A 15,702-nucleotide genomic window follows, 5' to 3' on the forward strand; every position below is an offset into this window, starting at 1 on the left:
GTTCGCGCCGCTGACCGGACGGCCTGCGACCACCCCCGACCTGCTCACACCGTCGTGACTTCGTTGTGAAGCTCTCCGATATCTTCGATCGCGATCTCGACGTGGTCGCCCTCCTGAAGCGTGAACCCGTCTTCCGGGACCAACGAGGTCCCGGTGAGCAGCACCGAAACCTCCGGGACGGCGTTGTGGTCTCGGTAGCACGAGACCAGCTCTTCACAGCTCCGTATCATCTCCCCGGTGTTCGTCTCGTCGCTGTAGACCGTCTCACCGTCCCGGTGGATCGACATCGACAGCGACAGCGAGTGGGGGTCCTCGATGTCGGTCACCACGCTCGGCCCGAGGGAACAACACCGGTCGTAGACCTTCGCCTGTGGCAGGTACAGCGGATTCCGTCCTTCGAGGGACCGGCTGCTCATATCGTTGCCGACGGTGTAGCCGACCGTCTCGCCCTCGTAGAGGACCACACCGAGTTCGGGTTCGGGAACGTCCCACTCCGAGTCCGCCCTGATGCCGACCTGCTCGCCCGGACCCACCGTCCGACTCGGCGTCGATTTGAAGAATATCTCCGGCCGGTCGGCATCGTACACGTCGAGATAAATCTCCGGCATCGTACTCTCCTGCCGGCGGGCCTGTTCGCTGATTTCGTAGGTCACGCCGGCCGCCCACACCTCGTCGGCGTCGACGGGTACCCGTCGCTGTTCTTCGAGACGCTGGGGCGACAGCTCCGTCGCGTCGTCGAGCTGCCGGGACGCGATGGCGTCGGGTGACTGGTCGGCGAGGCTTGCTGCCCGGAAGAGATCGCGGAGCGACGACAGTCGCGGTTTCGCGGCTGTCAGGTCGTAGATCCCCTGCTCGCCGGAGACCGCCAGCCGGCTGTCGGAACCGTCGCTTAACTGGTGATACCTCATACTGTCAGAGTGATAGCCAATGTTACAAAAATATTGTGGTCACGGCAGCCCGCTCGCCAGTTCCGACCCCGGCCACGCTTCGACGTAGGTGGATTCTATTGCGACATGGTAGCATTACGTTCCAGATTGTGGAACGCTTTGAATAACAAGCGTACATTCGTTACTCTCTTCGGCATGTACATTGTTCACACGGGAGTTGCACCCGCTATCGAGCTAATTCGGCGTTCTCAGAGACACGTCGGCTCCCCCCTGGCACGGTTCGTTTCGTGCCGCAATGACGGAAGTCGTCCCACAATATCGAACAGTAATTCGGTAATCGAGTACTAGTGGCCACGATAGATGAACGACTAGTCGACAATGACGACGAACGGCGGACCGAGACACTGCGAAACGGAAAACGGCAGTCGACCGCGGGAGCGGCTCAGTAGTTGAGGTAGACCGTCTTGGTGATGGTGTAGAAGTCTAGTCCCGCGTCGCCCTGTTCGCGGTAGGTCTCACTCGACGACGCCTTCATGCCGCCGAAGGGGACGTGGAGTTCGAGTCCGGTCGTCTTCTCGTTGGTTTTCACCACACCGGCCTCCGCCTCGTCGACGAAGCGGTGGGCCTTCCGGAGGTTCTCGGTCACGATGCTGGCCGAGAGCCCCTGCTCGACGCCGTTGGCCACGTCCAGCGCCTCCTCGAAACCACTGACGGGAATAACCGACAGCACCGGGCCGAACACCTCTTCCTGGGCAATGCGCATCTCTGGGTCTACGTCGCTAAAGACCGTCGGCTCGACGAAGTACCCGTCGTCGTAGTCGCCGCCGGTGAGCCGCGAGCCGCCGGTAGCGAGCTGTGCACCCTCCTCCCGGGCGATGTCGATGTACTCAAGCGTCCCGTCAAGTTCGGCCTGGGTGACCTGTGGCCCCATGTCGGGGTCTGTCAGCCCCGGCCCGACATCGAGCGACTCGGCGTACTCGACGATACCGGACACGAACTCGTCGTAGACCGACTCGTGGACGATCGCCCGCGAGCAGGCGGTACAGGCCTGACCGGTGACGCCGAAGGCGCCGGCGCCGACGATCTCGACGGCCTCGTCGATGTCGGCGTCCTCGGCGACCACCGTCGGGTTCTTCCCGCCCATCTCCAGTTGCACGCGCTTCTGGTCGTCGGCGGCGTCCTGATACACGATGTCGCCGACCGTCTCCGACCCGGTGAACGAGACGGCGTCGACGCGCTCGTCGGTAGAGAGTTCCCCGCCGACGACACTGCCCGATCCCGTGACGAAGTTGAGCACACCGTCGGGGAGTCCCGCGTCGTCGAGTGCCTCGACCAGTTTCGAGCCGGTGATCCCCGCGACCGTCGCGGGTTTGAGGACGACGGTGTTGCCCGCCGCAAGCGCCGGTGCGACCTTCCACGCGGGGATGGCGATGGGGTAGTTCCACGGCGTGATGGCCGCGACCACGCCGACCGGTTCCTCACGGACAGACAGCGTGGTATCGCGCGCGCTGCTCTCCTTGATCTCGCCACCGATGTCGGCCGCCTTGCCCGCGTAGTAGTGGAAGATATCGATCGCACGCTGGACCTCACCAGCGGCCTCGGCCCGAGTCTTTCCCTCCTCGCTGACGAGGGTTTCGACCAGCGACTCCTTTCGTTCTGCCAGCAGGTCGCCCGTCTCGCGCAACACGGCACCGCGTTCCGGACCCGGCGTGGCCGCCCACTCGCTGGCTGCCTCGTCCGCAGCGGCGATCGCGCGCTGGGCGTCGGCGGCCGTCGACGACTGTACCTCCCCGATAGCCGCTGTCGTGTCCGCCGGATTGTAGTTCGTGTGAGTCTCCCCGCTCTCGGATTCTGTCCACTCTCCGTTAATGTAGTTCAGTGTTGTTGCCATCCCGCGAAAGACGGTCTGCCACCCTTACATCTCTTTCGGTGAACCGCCACAGCGGCGTCTGCTAGCTCTGACGGCTGTCGCCGCTCGGCGAACGATTTCGACGATTGTCTTACAAAAATATATGTATTGTCGAAATATATGATCTCGTGATGCGGTGCCCAAACTGTGACGCCACCATGTCAGTCGCAACAGTGTACAACAATTTCGAGTTCTCGTGTGAGGAGTGTGGTCAGTACTATCCGAAAGGATCAGATTGACGCTGTATCGAGCGAGAGCTGTCGGCTACTCACACCAGTAGGGACGAATTTGTGAGTGGATTCCCGGTACGAGTTTCGGTTTTCGGTGTCTACATCTCGAACACGGCTATCGTCTACACTTCTTCGCAGATTTGGATTCGATATTCCCTGTAGAAAATTCTTTTTCGAGGGTTTGCGTCGGCTTTCGGCCCAAGAGCGGGTATTCGACGTTCGGTGTGCGGTTCCTGAGTGGCTCAGCGACCGATCGTCCCCTGGCGCGTGACCGGGGCGTCGGGGTCGATACCGAACGCGACGACGGTCGCGGCCTCGGTTGCGGTGACGGTTACGTCGCGACCGTCGGTCACGACTGCGCTCTCGGTGTACCCGACGGACTCGTCGCCGATGGCGACCGCTCCGTCGAAGACGTACAGGTAAGTGTGCCAGCCCGACCGAGAGGGGAGCGTGACCGTCGCACCGGCGTCGAGTCGGCAGTCGTAGCACTCGACAGCGTTACGAACGGTCAGCGGAGCGTCGGTCCCCTCGGGGCCGAACAGCTGGCGCCACTCGTTCGCGGCGGGGTCGGGGATCGGCTCGTGCTGGATGTCCGGTTCGAGGCCGAGGCTGTCCGGGCGGACGAAGATCTGGAGCATCCGCAACGGTGGATCGTCCGCGAGCGTCTCCTCGGCGTGCCAGAAGCCGCTGCCGGCGTTCATCACCAGCAGGTGGTCGGAGTCGGTGACCAACTCGTTGCCCTGGCGATCGTCGTGGCGCATCACACCGTCGGGCACCCACGAGACGATCTCCTCGTTGCGGTGCTGGTGCATCCGGATCAGTGTCCCCGGATCCATGAACGACTCGACGACAGTCGCCAGCGGTCCGTAGCCGTGATCCTCGTGGTTGGGGACCGCTCGGCCGGGAAAGTTGAAGTGGATCCGAAACCCCCCCTGATCGTGCGAAATATCCGTCCGGGGGGCCGTGTAGACGTGTGGTTCGGTCTGTTCGGAAAGCGAATCGTCCATCGGCTCTCCGCTAGTCGCTTCGTCGCTATAGGGGTTGTGCGATCGAGATAGGAGCGGTGCGGGCGAGCGCAGACCGTCGATCCCGTGCGACGGGTAGGTCACGACACACCCCTATCGAACTGTTCGCGTTCACTGTCACCCCCGAAAAACAGTAGCTAGCGACCCGTTCGAGTACGGTTTCGGTCGCGGGCTGGGTTCCTGCGAATCGATACGCGGGCGGCAAGCACGGCTCATAACGGTCGCCGGCCCCATCGCCCCGGTCGATAGGGCCAGTCCCCGTGTGCCTCTGACAGCACTGCCAGGCAGAACACGGTGCCCTGCTCTGGCAGGTGCCTCTACGCGGCCCAGCGTAGATGTAATTGCTGCATCACGTCCTCGATCGAACACCGGTCCGAGAGACGGTAAGAAGGGGCTGCTTCGAGTCCAGTCACGACTGAGAGACACTCGGAAACCGGAGATGGAGTCGCCGAACCACGGGCACGCCATGCTACCGTCGCGCCCGTGGCCGGCGCTGAAACGGGTGGTCAGTCGGGCCCCGGCGGGTGCGCACAGGGGATGGGAGGGGACTGCGGAGCGGGAACCGGGACCCATCACTGTGGTGTGACCAGTTTCGGTATAAGTTTTCTGGACCGCCAGACAGCGGTCCGGCGGGAGACGACTGTGTGCGTAGTCGCGGCGATGTTGCCGGTTATATTTATCTTCCGCCTCTCTGCACAGATCACCGTGGGGTCGGCGACCACTTCTGGGAGGTATTCGCCAAAATAGTGTCACGAGTATCCATCGAAAATCAGATATCGAAAATCTACGTTCATATTTACGCTCACTAGACTTTTTCAAGAGTTTTTGAGTTTATATTTCTCGGACCTCGCTCTCCCATCTACAGGGTCTGTCACCGACACGTGACTCACGTGAATACTGCCGTCGGAGACTGCCCGCCGGTACGCAGTGGTCAGTCTCTGGCGACGACGGGGTTGGTCAGCGTCCCGATGCCGTCGATCTCTACGTCGACGGTGTCGCCGGGTTCGAGCAGTTCCGGCGGGTCACGGAAGATGCCGACCCCACCGGGCGTGCCCGTCGAGATGACATCCCCGGGCCGCAGCGTCGTGATACCGCTGATGTAGGAGACGACTTCTTCGACGCCGAAGATGAACTCCTCGGTGTTCGAGGCCTGCATCGTCTCGCCGTTGACCCGACACGCTACGTCCAGATTCCCCGGGTCGAGTCGGTCGTCCGGCACCAGCGTCGGCCCCATCGGTGCGAAGGTGTCGTAGCTCTTGCCCCGGAAGAACTGTCCGTCGTCGAACTGCGCGTCACGTCCGCTCACGTCGTTGATCGCCGTGTAGCCCGCGACGTACTCGCGCGCCTCCTCGGTCGAGACATCCTTCGCCGTCCGGCCGATAACCACGCCGAGTTCGACCTCGAAGTCCACTTCGTCGAGTTCTTCGGGGTGGACGATGGGATCGCCGGGATTGGTGACCGCAGTGGCGGACTTGCCGAACAGCAGCGGCCGCTCGGGGATGTCTTCGTCCTGTTCTTCGGCGTGGTCGTGGTAGTTCAGCCCGACACAGATGATCTTGCCCGGCCGGGGAACCGGCGCGAGCAGTTTCGCGTCCGCGACGGGGACGGCGTGGTCGGCCATCGCGTCGACAGCGTCCTCGACGACCCGGAGGAATCCAGGATCGGTGAGCTGTTGGTACGTCACGTCCTCTCTGAGCCCCGACAGCGGGACGATCTCCTCGTCACGGCGGACGCCCCACTCCGGGCCGCTACCGGTGGTGTATCGAACGAACTGCATCGACGTGTACTGCCGATCCCTCGAACCTAACTGTTGTGATTCCAGCCAGCTACGAATACGTCAGGTTCACTTCGATGACGTTCGCGCTGCGTAAGATCTGGGAGGGGATCTCGTCGGTAAAGCGGTCCTCCTGCATCCGGCTTTTCGGTCCGGAGACGCTCACGGCGGCGATCGCACGGTCGTTCTGGTCCATGATCGGGGCCGCGACACACCGCATCCCCTTGACTCGCTCCTCGTCGTCGTACGCGTACCCTCGCTCTCGGACCTGTTCGAGTGTCTCGTACAGGTCGGCCTCGTCGGTGATCGTCTCGGCCGTGACCGCCGGGAGTCCGTGTCGGTCGACGATCGCCTCGACTTCGGCTCGGGGGCGAAACGCCATGATCGTCTTGCCGAGCGCCGTAGTCTGGAGTGGAACCCGCATCCCCGCGTGGGTGTCCAGTTGGACCGCATCGGGCCCGCGTACCCGGTAGAGGAACACACCGAGTCCGTGTTCTTCTATCATCAGATTCGAGTGCTCGCCGGTTTTCTCTGCCAGTTCCTCCACCTCCGGACGGGCGATCTTGAACACCTTCTTTCGGGACCGAGCCTGGTCACCCAACTGCAGGAACCGAGTGCTCACGTGGTACTGATCCCCCTCCTTGACCAGATACTGCTCGTGTTCCAGCGTCCGGAGGTGGTCGTGGACAGTGCTGGTGGGTTTGTCCAGAGCGTCCGCTACCTCCGAGACACCGGCACCGTCGCGCTCGCGAAGTGTCTCGACGATCTCCAGCGAGACTTTCGCCGCTTTGACCGGGACATCTGTGCTCATACCACATGTCTCGAACGCTTCTACAAAACCTTTTCCGCTACTACCGGAAGCAGTCCGGGTATATCGTACTAGTGGACTCGATTCCAGCGTCCGACGCGCTCTACGCTCCGGCAGACCAAACTGCAGCGATCGAGAGAGACGGGCCGGTGCCCGATGGGTGACTGGGCCTGCGGGGCCCGCCAGAACCGGAACGGCGAGAGAGCGGTTCACCCGGACACTGGGTGTGCTTCCACCTCGACGGGGACGGTGACACGGCGTCAACCCGGATCCTCCCCGCGCTCGACGAGGATCGCTGACCGAAGCGTCGTCACCGGAACTCCGGCATGACCTCGTCGGCGAACAGTTCCATCCCCTCGGTGTCCGGGAAGTCGATGAACCAACACTGGAACTTGGTGACGCCGGCCTCGATCCGCGCTTCGATTGCCTCCGCACACTCTTCGGGCGTTCCCATGACGAAGTACTCGCGGGCGTCCTCCTCGGTCCGTATCGGCGCCTGGTCCTGATACTCCGCCTCGAACTGGATCGGTGTCATCAGGTCGACGAGGCGGTCGAACTTCTCTTCGTCGCGGGTACAGATGACGTGACCGTCCCAGGAGTATTCGATGTCGGCGGGGTCACGCCCGACGGTCTCACAGTGGTCTTCGATGACGCCGATCTTGTGTTCCAGCGTCTCGACATCGCCGTTGAACACGTCCGTGTTCCAGCCATCCGCGTGTTTCGCGACCAGTTTCAGCGTCACCTGCTCGCCCTGCCCGCCGACCAGAATCTCGGGATGTGGGTCCTGAACGGGTGTCGGCGCACAGGCGGCGTCCTCGATCTGGTAGTGGTCGCCGTCGAAACTCGCGCCGTCGCCGCCGGCGTCCCACATCCGTTTCATCAGCCGGATCGACTCGTCCAGCCGCATCAGCCGCTCGAACCCGTCGCGGTACTCCCAGCCGTAGGCGTCGTACTCCGGTTCGTGCCAGCCCGCACCGAGGCCCAGTTCGAGCCGCCCTTCGGAGATTACGTCCAGCGTGGCCGCCATCTTCGCGACCAGCGCGGGGTTACGGTAGTCGTTACAGAGCACGAGTGAGCCGATGTTCATCTCGTCGGTGAAGCCGGCCATCGCCGACAGGAGCGTCCAGCACTCGTACTCCGCGCGGTCCCGGCCCAGCATCAGGTGGTCGGGCGCCCACGCGGCGTCGAAGCCCAGTTCCTCGGCTTTCTCGATACCGCGACGGGTCGTCTCCCAGTCCAGCGCCTCGTATTCGGGCGTGTCTCGGTGAACCGGCTCGTCGTCGCCAGCGTCGGGCGCACCCGCGAAGACGGGAACGTTGTACTCGAATTTGATGTCCGTCATCGTTACTCGATCGCGAAGTGGTCCAGCGCCTCGTGGTTCAGTTGCGTGCTGACACCGGGGTCGTCGGGCAGCGGGATCGACCCGTCCTCGGGCGAGGGCGGATTCTGGAAGATGGCGTCGGCGTACGTCGACTCCTGTTGCTCCTGTCGCTCCTGGAACCACTCGGGCGTCGGGAAGTACTCGGCCATCGGCATGTTGGTGTGGCCCGCGATGGCGTGGAGCGTCGGGTTCGTCCCGGCGTGGGGGATCACCGGCACGTCGTGGACCTCGGCCATGTCCGCGACCTTCCGGAGTTCCGTGATCCCGCCGACCCGGCCCACGTCGGGCTGGAGGATATCGACGGCGTCGCGTTCGAGCAGTTCCTCGTGGCCCCAACGGGTGAACTCGTGTTCGCCGCCGGAGATGGGCATCGGCGCGGCCTCCCGGACCTCGGCGTAGCCGTCGATGTCGTCGGCGATGACCGGCTCCTCGACCCAGGCCATGTCGTACTTCCCGAGGCGCTGGGTCATCTCCTTAGCATACTTCACCGACCAGCCCATGTATGCGTCGCCCGCGATGTCGATCTCGTGGCCGACGGCATCACGCACTGTGGCGACGATCTCCTCGTTTTTCTCCATGCCCGACCGGCCGTCCTCGGGGCCGTGGAGGAAGCGGAGTTTCATCGCGTCGAACCCTGCTTCGGCGTACTGGATGGCCTCGCGCTCTAACTTGTCCATGTCGACGGGGTGGAGGTTCGACGCGTAGGCCGGGATCTCGTCTTTGGTGGGGCCGCCCAGTAGCTCGTAGACGGGCTTGCCGGCCTCCTTGCCGGCGATGTCCCACAGCGCCTGGTCGACAGCGCTGATCGCCATGACGGCGACGCCCTTGCGGCCGAAGGGCAGGGTCGCGCGGTACATCTGCTCCCAGAGGTGCTCACGGCGCATCGGGTCTTCGCCGACGACGAGTTTCGAGAGGGTCTCCTCGACGACGGTGGCGATGGCGCCACTGCCCCAGTTGCCGACGCCGACGCCGGTGATGCCCGCGTCGGTCTCGACTTCGACGACGACATCCCCGACCGGCCCCATCCACTTCCGGCGGGCCTGTGGGTTCTCGCCGTCGACGTTCCTGTACTCCTCGTACTTCGACATGATCGTGACGAGGGGGAACTCGATGAACTCGCCCCAGGACTCGTTGCTGACTTTCGTGGCTGAAACGCCTGTAATCTCCATCGTACGCTAGTACGACCGTGCGATGTGGCTAAAGTCTTTCTGTCAGAGCTGACCGATCGAATGAAAGAGTTGCCACTGTTCGTCCGCGTTCGCCACTGCCGGTGTCGTGGTCAGCTGAACTGGAAGACGGGTTTACAGGTCTCGGAGGCGAGAAACGCCTCGAACGCCGCCGACGGGTCGTCGACCGAGTAGGACGTATCGAGGATCTCCTCGACCGCGATCTCGCCGCGCTCCATCAGCCGGAGCGCCTGTTCGAAGTTGGTCCACGTCGACCCGTAGGACGTGTTGATGTCGATCTCACCCCGGACGGTCGAGGTCAGCGTCACCTGGCTGGTGTCGTTGGGAATGCCGACGACGACGACCTGCCCGCCCTTCCGGACGTGGTCGTTCGCCGTCCCGATACCGGAGTGGTGACCGGTCGAATCGAACACGACATCGAACCCGATCCCGTCGGTGTGGCGCTCGGTCACCTCACCGAGATCCACCGACTGCGCGTTGACCGTCGAAATACCCAGATCGTCGAGCAACGGCAGGCGGTAGCTGGCGTCCTGATCGAGCCCCGAGACCACGACGTTGGCGCCCAGCGAGTCCGCGACCGCAGCCACGAGGACCCCGATCGGGCCGGGACCCTCGACGAGCACGTTGTCGCCCGGCGTCGTCACCGACTGGTCGAGCACCGCACGCGTCGCGATACTCGTCGGTTCCGTGATGGCGGCGTGACGAAGCGGGACGCCGTCCGGGACCGCGTGGATGTGCTCGGGTGCCACGGCGACGTACTCGGCGTAGGCCCCGTCACGGTGCATCCCCGTGATCGAGAAGTTCTGGCAGACGTTGGGCTGGCCGTTCTTACACTGGAAACAGTGGCCACAGTCGTGGATCGGTTCCTCGATCACGTTGTCGCCTTCGGCGAACCCCTCGACATCGTCGCCGACCGCCGCGACCTCACCCGAGTACTCGTGGCCCATGATCCGCGGAATCGGGATCCACTCGTACCCGCCGTCGTACTTGTATGCGTGTGCATCACTGCCACAGAGGCCCGCAGTGTGGACTTTCACCAGTACCTCGTCGGCGGCCACTGTCGGTCGCTCGCGCTCCTGGATCTCCACTGACTTGGGGCCTGTCTGGACGATTGCTTTCATGATTGGTAGTGTGTAAGAGTCGGACTGTTAGGCTTCGACGCTGTCGGCCGTGGTCTCAGTGTCACCCCGTTCGCTGACCAGACGGCCTTTCAGCAGCTCCTCCGTCTCGGCGTCGAACAGGTAGACGTGCTCGGGGGCGATCGTGAGCGACAGTTCGTCTTTCGCGTCGATGTCGTGGAAGTTACCGACCTTCGCGGTCACGTCACCGAGAAACGACGTGGTGTGAACGATCGCTTCCGTCCCGACGGGCTCGACGACGCGGACAGTCGTGTCGAACTCCGGTCCGTCGGTCACTCGCCGCCGCGACTGATAGAGGTCCTGCGGGCGAAAGCCCACGAGGACGTTCTCGGTCGTGATCTCCGTCTCGACGAGTGTCTTCGGGATCTCGAACGAGAGCATATCCATGTCGACGCGGTAGGCGTCCCCGTCGTCGTCGAGCGTCGCGTCGAAGAGGTTCATGTCGGGGCTCCCGACGAACTGCGCGACGAAGAGGTTCGCGGGCTCGTTGAACACCTGGTCGGGCGTCCCGAGTTGCTGTAACTGCCCGTCGTTCAGGATCGCGATCTTGTCCGCGATCGTCATCGCCTCCTCCTGGTTGTGGGTCACGTACGCGGACGTGATCCCGACTTCCGACTGCAGTTCGTCGATCTCCGTCCGCATCGTCTTCCGGAGTTTCGCGTCCAAGTTCGCCAGCGGCTCGTCGAACAGGAACAACCGGGGCTCCCTGATGATCGCGCGGCCCAGCGCGACACGCTGTTTCTGTCCGCCCGAGAGCTGTGCCGGTTTGTTGTTCAGCAGTTCCTCGATCTCCAGCATCTCGGCGACCTCCGTGACTCGGTCATCGATCTCTTCGTTGGACATGCCGTTGTCCTCGCGTTTGAGCCCGAACCCGAGGTTCTCCCGCACGGTCATGTGCGGGTACAGCGCGAAGTCCTGGAACACCATCGCCACGTCGCGGTTGCGGGCTTTCACCTCGTTGACCACGGTGCCGTCGAACCGGACCTCGCCCTCCGTCGGGTCTTCGAGCCCGCCGATCATCCGCAGGGTCGTCGTCTTCCCACAGCCCGAGGGACCCAACAGGACGAGAAACTCCCCGTCCGCAACGTCGATGTCTAGGTCGTTTACGGCGACGACACCGTCCTTTGACGGGTCGCCGAACACTTTCGTGACACTATCTAGCTCGAGGTGTGTCATTGAAAAATGGTACCGTCCAACGCACCTTAAAGCTAGCGTCCTGTCGGTGGGTCGAGCGGGGAGTTACCCCTTGATCGCCCCGCCGGTGAGGCCCTGGACGAAGTACCGCTGGATGTACGCTAAGCCAGCGAGCACCGGGATCGAGACGATGATCGACGCCGCCGCGACGACGTTCCACTGCGTGTTGAACCCCTGGACGAACGTCAGCAGCCCTGGCGGGACGGTGAACTTCGAGTTGTCCAACAGCGTCAGCGCGAACACCAGTTCGTTCCACGCGAGCAAGAACGCGAAGATGAACGAGGCGATCAGCGAGTTGCGCGCCATCGGCACGAGCACGTACCAGAACGTCTCGAAGGCCGAACACTGGTCGATTCGCGAGGCCTCGATGATCGAATCCGGGAAATCGTCGAAGAAGCCTTTCATCAGCCAGACGACGAACGGCGCGGTCATCGCCCCGTAGATCAGGATCAGCGCCAGATGCGTGTTGAACAGCCCCAGCGTCGAAATGAGTTCCCACTCGGGCACCATGATGGCAGTCCCGGGGAACATCAGCGACGCCAGCAGCAGACTCATCAGGAGGTTCTTCCCGCGGAAGTCCCGGCGCGAGAGGACGTACGACGCCCCCGTCCCGAGGACGACCGCGATGAGGCCGGCCCCGACAGCGACCTTGAGGCTACTGACGACCAGGCCGAGCAGGTTGATGTCGATCGCCGACGACACCGTCACCCCGAAGAGGTTCTGGACCAGTCCGGCGTAGCCGCCCGCCTGGATCGACGACTCGATGACGAGTCGGAACCCTTCCAGCGAGAAGTTCTCGGGGAAGACCGTCGGCGGGATCTGCTGGATCTCCGCGGTCGTCTTGAACGCCGTGACGACCATCCAGTACAGCGGGAACAGGATGAACGCCCCGACGACGAGCGTCAGGAGGCCGATCGCGGTCTTCCTGACGTAGGCTCCCGGTTTCGAGTCGTAGAGCCACGACTGATTCTTGCGGAACTCTGCGGTCGGGTCTGTGTCTTGAGTCGCCATTACATTTCACCTTGGACTTTGTCGTAGAACTGGATGTAGTAGTACGAGAACACCAGCAACACGACGAACAGCATCACCGAGAGCGCGGACGCGAAGCCGACCTCGAAGTCGATAAAGGCCGCGCGGTAGATCATCACCGGGAGCGTGCTGCTGGAGACGCCGGGACCGCCCTTGGTCATCACCCACACCATCGAGAAGTTCCTGACGTTATAAATGAGCATCAGGAGGAAGCCGATGGCGAGGTTGTACTTCATCATCGGGATGGTGATGTACCGGAACTGCTCCCACGGCGTCGCACCGTCCATCCGCGCGGCCTCGTAGAGGTGTTCGTCGATCCCCTGCAACGAGGTCAGCGTCAGCAGTGCGAACAGCGGCGCGAGCCGCCAGATCATCCCGATGATGGGCGGCCACAGCGACAGTTCCGTCGAGCCCAGCATGACGATGTACTCGTCGACGAACCCCAGTTGCACGAGCAGTTCGTTGATGATGCCCTGAGAGCCGCCGAACATGAACTGCCAGATCGACGCGCCGACGACGCGGGGGAGCACCCACGGGATCAACACGATGGCGCTGGCGACGCTCGTGTAGGGGAGTTTCTCGTCTAAGAGCCACCCCATCAGGAAGCCGAGGACGATCGCGGCCAGACTGCCGACGCTCACCCAGATGGCCGTGTTCCAGAGCACTTGGTGGATGTCGGGGTCGGTCCAGATCTCCACGTAGTTGGCCAGCCCGACGAACTCGGCCTGGTCGGGCTGGAGCAGGCTCTTCGCGAAGAAACTGGAGTAGATCGCCTGCGCGATGGGGTAGAGGATGAACACCCCGACCAGCGTCATCACTGGCAGGATCGGCAGGTACACCCGGAGGCTCTCCGGGACGTGCTTGCTCACGTTCTCGTAGGACGACTGTGCGTGGTCTACGTAACTCATGGTTGAATCGTGTCTACTGCCACTATGAATGATCTACAATAAGAAGATTTCCGTCGATTCAGGCGATCTCTTCGTCGACGACTTCCTGAATCTGGGAGTTGGCGTTCTGACAGGCCTCCTCGGCGGTGGCGTTACCGAGCACCACCGGCTGGATGACCTGCGTGTTGATGATACTCTGCATCTGTGCGATGCCCGAGAAGGAGGGGAACCGGGAAGTCCGGGTGAACAGGTCGTCGTTCTCGTAGAGGGTGACGAGGTCACCGAACTGGCTCTGGAACAGGTCGCTTGGCTCTTCGAACGCGCTCTGGAGCGTGGGGACGCGCCCGCGGATGCCGACATCGGCGTCCGCGCTGTACGTCCAGGGGGCGAGCTGTTCGGGCTGGTTCCACCAGCTGATGTAGTCGAACGCGGCGTCCTGCTGTGCGCCGCTTCCCGAGCCGGCACCCATCATGAACCCCTGTGCGTTCTGCAAGAGGAGGTCCTGGGGCTGGAAGCTGCCCGACGGTGACTCGGGCAGCGGGGCACGGGTGACGGTGTGTCCCTCGCCGTCGAGCCACGCCTGGGGTGCGCCGGTGGTCTGATACACCGCGTTCGCGTGTGAGTACGTGATGAAGATACCCGACTCACCCTCTCGGAGGAGGCGACCGGCGGCGATGTGGTTGTTCTCGGCCATCGAGTCGGGGAACAGGCCTGCATCGGCGATGTCCTGGTACAGCTTTACCGCGTCGACGAAGCCGGGTTCGTCGACAGTGGCCTCCATGGTTTCGGGATCGAAGTAGCGGCCGCCGTTGGCGTAGACGAAGCCGATGAAGTAGCCGGTGGTGAGCCCGAAGTCGGTTCCGGGCGCGGTGATGGCGGCGGAGACTTCGTCGATCTCCTGCATCTCCTGGCCGAGTTGGATGAGTTCGGGCCAGTTCCGCGGGGGGGCGTCGAAGCTGGTCTGTTCGAGGTAGTCGGTTCGGATGTCGATGAATGGACCGAGGTCGGCGTAGCCGCCGGGGAGTCCCCACTGGCGTTCGCCGCTGGTCTCGCCGAGGCCCTCGTAGACGACAGTGTCGATGTTGGCCTGGATGAAGTGGCTGTTGACCTCTTCGAGCTGGTCGGCGTAGGCGTCCTGGTCGAGAGGCTGGATAGCGCCCGCGCCGACGTAGTCGGGGATCTGCTGGCACTGGCCGGCCATCACGTGTGGCAGGTTGTCGTTGGCGGCCGCGGAGGCGATGATCTGGTACTTCTGGCCCCACTCCTGGTGTTGGTAGCTGACGTTGTGTGTTTCGTAGGCGTCGTAGTGGCCGCTGATGTACTCCCGTTCGGCCGGGATGCCGCCGAACAGCCAGAAATCGAGGTTCTGTGTCCCGGAGCCGCCGTCGCCACCACTGCCTCCATCGCCGCCACCGCTGCCGCCGCCCCCGCCACTACCGCCGTCACCGCCACACCCGGCGAGCCCCGCGGCCATCGCGGTACCGAGTCCAGTCAGATATCGTCGCCTGTCGAGTCGAGAGGCTGAGCCATCGTTTGTCATGATCCGCTACGTTGTAGAACGGGTATCGTATATAATAAATTTACCGGAATATTCGATGCCTATTTCAAAGATCAGTCATCCCTCCGCAGAGAGATACCCCACGCCACGGGCTAACGCCCGGTTCAACGGGAGTTGTTCCGGGATGGCAACCAAAGCTAAATGACGGAGCGGTCCCACAGAACAGACACAGATGACCGAAACCGACGCCACCTTCGAAGCGTCTCTCGACGAGTTAGGTGTGTCAGTAACCCGCACAGCCGCCTCGGAAGTCGGTGCGGCCCTCGACGAAGCAGTCCGCGAGCCGGCCGTCGGGGTCGCCCCGGAGGACGAGTTCACGGAGACGAGTCTCCCGTTCACGGAGGCCGGGGTGGAGCTCGATCCGACGCCTGCCGCACTCGACGAGGCCCGGACTGGCGTCTCCACTGCCGACCTCGGGGTGGCCGACTACGGCTCGCTCGTGTTGACCCAGACGGATCGAGGGAGCGAGTTGGTGACGCTCTTCGTCGAACACCACGTCGTCCTCGTTCACGAGGCCGATATCGCTCCGGATATGGACACCGCCGTCGAGACGCTCGAAGCGACACTCAACCGGACCCGGGGGAGCGTGATCCTCGCGACCGGGCCGAGCGCGACGGCGGACATGGGAGCGCTCGTCAGGGGTGCACACGGCCCGGAATCGGTCCACGTTATCGTCATCGAGGAGGGGACGTGA

At 63.2% G+C, this 15,702-nt stretch carries 13 protein-coding genes; 1 reads left to right on the plus strand and 12 read right to left on the minus strand.

The genetic code is table 11. The annotated features are described in order from the left end of the window. Positions 1–44: 44 nt before the first annotated feature. The 12 genes from P1L40_RS19645 to P1L40_RS19700 all read right to left on the minus strand — a co-directional run bounded on the left by P1L40_RS19645 (position 45) and on the right by P1L40_RS19700 (position 14,924). A complete protein-coding gene (locus tag P1L40_RS19645) occupies positions 45–908 on the minus strand; it encodes a fumarylacetoacetate hydrolase family protein (protein WP_284011503.1) in 864 nt (287 codons plus the stop codon). A 421-nt stretch (positions 909–1,329) separates the two neighbouring features. Beyond that, on the minus strand, positions 1,330–2,778 hold the full coding sequence (gene xacF / locus P1L40_RS19650; protein WP_284011504.1) for a 2,5-dioxovalerate dehydrogenase: 1,449 nt from the start codon (positions 2,776–2,778) through the stop codon (positions 1,330–1,332). A 490-nt stretch (positions 2,779–3,268) separates the two neighbouring features. Further along, complete coding sequence (locus P1L40_RS19655; RefSeq protein WP_284011505.1) at positions 3,269–4,033, minus strand: pirin family protein; 765 nt, start codon at positions 4,031–4,033, stop codon at positions 3,269–3,271. 949 nt (positions 4,034–4,982) lie between these two features. Then, positions 4,983–5,828, minus strand: a complete 846-nt coding sequence (rhcF, locus tag P1L40_RS19660) for a 2,4-diketo-3-deoxy-L-rhamnonate hydrolase (protein WP_284011506.1) — start codon at positions 5,826–5,828, stop codon at positions 4,983–4,985. Between the two features lie 49 nt (positions 5,829–5,877). Continuing rightward, entirely contained in the window at positions 5,878–6,636 is a 759-nt protein-coding gene (locus tag P1L40_RS19665; RefSeq protein ID WP_284011507.1) for an IclR family transcriptional regulator, read from the minus strand. Positions 6,637–6,943: 307 nt separating this feature from the next. After that, positions 6,944–7,975: an LLM class flavin-dependent oxidoreductase gene (locus P1L40_RS19670; RefSeq protein ID WP_284011508.1), complete on the minus strand. Its 1,032-nt coding sequence runs from the start codon at positions 7,973–7,975 to the stop codon at positions 6,944–6,946. 2 nt (positions 7,976–7,977) lie between these two features. Further along, entirely contained in the window at positions 7,978–9,183 is a 1,206-nt protein-coding gene (rhcD, locus tag P1L40_RS19675; protein WP_284011509.1) for an L-rhamnonate dehydratase, read from the minus strand. Between the two features lie 110 nt (positions 9,184–9,293). Further along, positions 9,294–10,322 carry a 2-keto-3-deoxy-L-rhamnonate dehydrogenase gene (gene rhcE / locus P1L40_RS19680; protein WP_284011510.1) on the minus strand — a complete coding sequence of 343 codons (1,029 nt, stop codon included), beginning with the start codon at positions 10,320–10,322 and terminating at the stop codon, positions 9,294–9,296. A 27-nt stretch (positions 10,323–10,349) separates the two neighbouring features. Continuing rightward, positions 10,350–11,516, minus strand: coding sequence for an ABC transporter ATP-binding protein (locus tag P1L40_RS19685; RefSeq protein WP_284011511.1), 1,167 nt, complete (start codon positions 11,514–11,516; stop codon positions 10,350–10,352). A 63-nt stretch (positions 11,517–11,579) separates the two neighbouring features. Next, a complete protein-coding gene (locus P1L40_RS19690) occupies positions 11,580–12,545 on the minus strand; it encodes a carbohydrate ABC transporter permease (RefSeq protein WP_284011512.1) in 966 nt (321 codons plus the stop codon). Next, positions 12,545–13,471, minus strand: coding sequence for a carbohydrate ABC transporter permease (locus tag P1L40_RS19695; protein ID WP_284011513.1), 927 nt, complete (start codon positions 13,469–13,471; stop codon positions 12,545–12,547). The genes P1L40_RS19690 and P1L40_RS19695 overlap by 1 nt, the downstream gene beginning before the upstream one ends. Positions 13,472–13,529: 58 nt before the next feature. Further along, positions 13,530–14,924: an ABC transporter substrate-binding protein gene (locus P1L40_RS19700; protein ID WP_284011550.1), complete on the minus strand. Its 1,395-nt coding sequence runs from the start codon at positions 14,922–14,924 to the stop codon at positions 13,530–13,532. 256 nt (positions 14,925–15,180) lie between these two features. Between P1L40_RS19700 and P1L40_RS19705 the strand changes: the two genes are divergently transcribed. Next, positions 15,181–15,702, plus strand: coding sequence for an LUD domain-containing protein (locus P1L40_RS19705; RefSeq protein WP_284011514.1), 522 nt, complete (start codon positions 15,181–15,183; stop codon positions 15,700–15,702).

Source organism: Haloarcula pelagica, from assembly GCF_030127105.1.
Classification (GTDB): domain Archaea; phylum Halobacteriota; class Halobacteria; order Halobacteriales; family Haloarculaceae; genus Haloarcula; species Haloarcula pelagica.

Bases quoted from the DNA above. Each gene is read 5' to 3' on its own strand.
- rhcF (WP_284011506.1), bottom strand. From the start codon at position 5,828: ATGCAGTTCGTTCGATACACCACCGGTAGCGGCCCGGAGTGGGGCGTC.
- rhcE (WP_284011510.1), bottom strand. From the start codon at position 10,322: ATGAAAGCAATCGTCCAGACAGGCCCCAAGTCAGTGGAGATCCAGGAG.
- P1L40_RS19690 (WP_284011512.1), bottom strand. From the start codon at position 12,545: ATGGCGACTCAAGACACAGACCCGACCGCAGAGTTCCGCAAGAATCAG.
- P1L40_RS19705 (WP_284011514.1), top strand. From the start codon at position 15,181: ATGACCGAAACCGACGCCACCTTCGAAGCGTCTCTCGACGAGTTAGGT.
- P1L40_RS19665 (WP_284011507.1), bottom strand. From the start codon at position 6,636: ATGAGCACAGATGTCCCGGTCAAAGCGGCGAAAGTCTCGCTGGAGATC.
- rhcD (WP_284011509.1), bottom strand. From the start codon at position 9,183: ATGGAGATTACAGGCGTTTCAGCCACGAAAGTCAGCAACGAGTCCTGG.
- P1L40_RS19670 (WP_284011508.1), bottom strand. From the start codon at position 7,975: ATGACGGACATCAAATTCGAGTACAACGTTCCCGTCTTCGCGGGTGCG.
- P1L40_RS19655 (WP_284011505.1), bottom strand. From the start codon at position 4,033: ATGGACGATTCGCTTTCCGAACAGACCGAACCACACGTCTACACGGCC.
- P1L40_RS19700 (WP_284011550.1), bottom strand. From the start codon at position 14,924: ATGGCCGCGGGGCTCGCCGGGTGTGGCGGTGACGGCGGTAGTGGCGGG.
- P1L40_RS19645 (WP_284011503.1), bottom strand. From the start codon at position 908: ATGAGGTATCACCAGTTAAGCGACGGTTCCGACAGCCGGCTGGCGGTC.
- P1L40_RS19695 (WP_284011513.1), bottom strand. From the start codon at position 13,471: ATGAGTTACGTAGACCACGCACAGTCGTCCTACGAGAACGTGAGCAAG.
- xacF (WP_284011504.1), bottom strand. From the start codon at position 2,778: ATGGCAACAACACTGAACTACATTAACGGAGAGTGGACAGAATCCGAG.
- P1L40_RS19685 (WP_284011511.1), bottom strand. From the start codon at position 11,516: ATGACACACCTCGAGCTAGATAGTGTCACGAAAGTGTTCGGCGACCCG.